Consider the following 1,329-nt stretch of genomic DNA (forward strand, 5'->3'; position numbering starts at 1 on the left):
GAGCATAAGCACAGTCAGACAAGCCTGTACGTCTATGAAGATGAAGGCTACCAACCCTTGGCTCGTGTCGATGGTGCCGGGCCGTTGCAGAAGATTCGTTACTACCACAACGACCTGAATGGGTTGCCGGAGCAGCTGACCGAGGCTGATGGGCGCATGCTCTGGCAGGCGACTTATCGGGTGTGGGGCAACACGCTGGAAGAGGTGCGTGAGCCTTATTACATTGAGGAGCAGAACCTGCGTTTCCAGGGGCAGTACCTGGATCGGGAGACGGGGCTGCATTTTAATACGTTCAGGTTTTATGATCCGGATGTGGGACGGTTTACGACGCCGGATCCGATTGGGTTGGCGGGCGGTTTAAACACCTACACCTATTCATCCAACCCAATCTCTTGGTTTGACCCTCTTGGGCTAACACCCGTTACGTTTACAGATAGCCGAGGACTGACGTTAACAGTAACCGGCTACACAGACCTAAGTCATTTGAGTCCGTCTCAATTGAAGACAGTCATTTACATGAACGGACCTGAAGCACCTCATCCGTTTGGGAAGTCACCCGTTGACAAGAACGGCAACACAATTGTGCTGCACCATGACAAACAACAAACTGCAGGGCCTCTCAGAGCTATGCCTGACAAGCATCATGGCAGCCCTGAGCACAACGCTGCGCAACATCCAAATGGCAACAAAAAGGGAACAGGTATTACAAACCGGACGGCGTTCAACCTTTGGAAAAAAGAGTTCTGGACGTCCCAAGCCAAAAAAGCTTCGAAAGGCGGATGCATGAAATGAAACAAGACCTGTTGAAAAAAATCAGAGCCATGCTCAGCACCCAGGATGGCCTTAGTGGACAACCTGCAACCGACGCTGAGATTAACGCTGCGGAAAAAAAACTTAACGTTAGGTTCAATGAGCAATATGTTGAGTTCATCAAGCTTTTTGGTGGAGCATTCGGTGGCATCGACATTCACGCATTCCAAAACGGGGCATTGATCGGTAAAGCTACCGTTACCGAAATGACGGAGAAATTCTGGGGTACCTACGCTGACAAACTTCCAGAGGAATTAGTCGGTGCCGTGGTGATTTCAGACGATGGATCTGGAAACCCTATCCTGATCAACACAACGGGCGAAATCTATATCTACTTACACGAAGAGGATGAAGCCGAGCTGTTGTATGACTCGCTAGAAGCACTGCTGACAAAATCTTTCCCATAAAAGCCCACAAAATATCAAGCCGACAACCTGATCGGCAAACTCGACCAGCAACCTGCCGCGCAACATCGCCAACTGCTGCATTACGACGCCACTGGCCGCATCATCGCCAGCC

General features: G+C 50.5%; 2 protein-coding genes. Both read left to right on the forward strand.

The genetic code is table 11. The annotated features are described in order from the left end of the window. A partial coding sequence (locus BFP92_RS01725; protein WP_170875812.1) for an RHS repeat-associated core domain-containing protein occupies positions 1-792 on the forward strand: 792 nt, incomplete at its 5' end. Next, on the forward strand, positions 789-1,217 hold the full coding sequence (locus BFP92_RS01730; RefSeq protein WP_065911337.1) for an SMI1/KNR4 family protein: 429 nt from the start codon (positions 789-791) through the stop codon (positions 1,215-1,217). The genes BFP92_RS01725 and BFP92_RS01730, both read left to right, overlap by 4 nt. Positions 1,218-1,329: the final 112 nt, after the last annotated feature.

The sequence above is a fragment of the Pseudomonas sp. 58 R 3 genome, from assembly GCF_900006605.1.
In the GTDB taxonomy this organism is placed as follows: Bacteria; Pseudomonadota; Gammaproteobacteria; order Pseudomonadales; family Pseudomonadaceae; genus Aquipseudomonas; species Aquipseudomonas salomonii.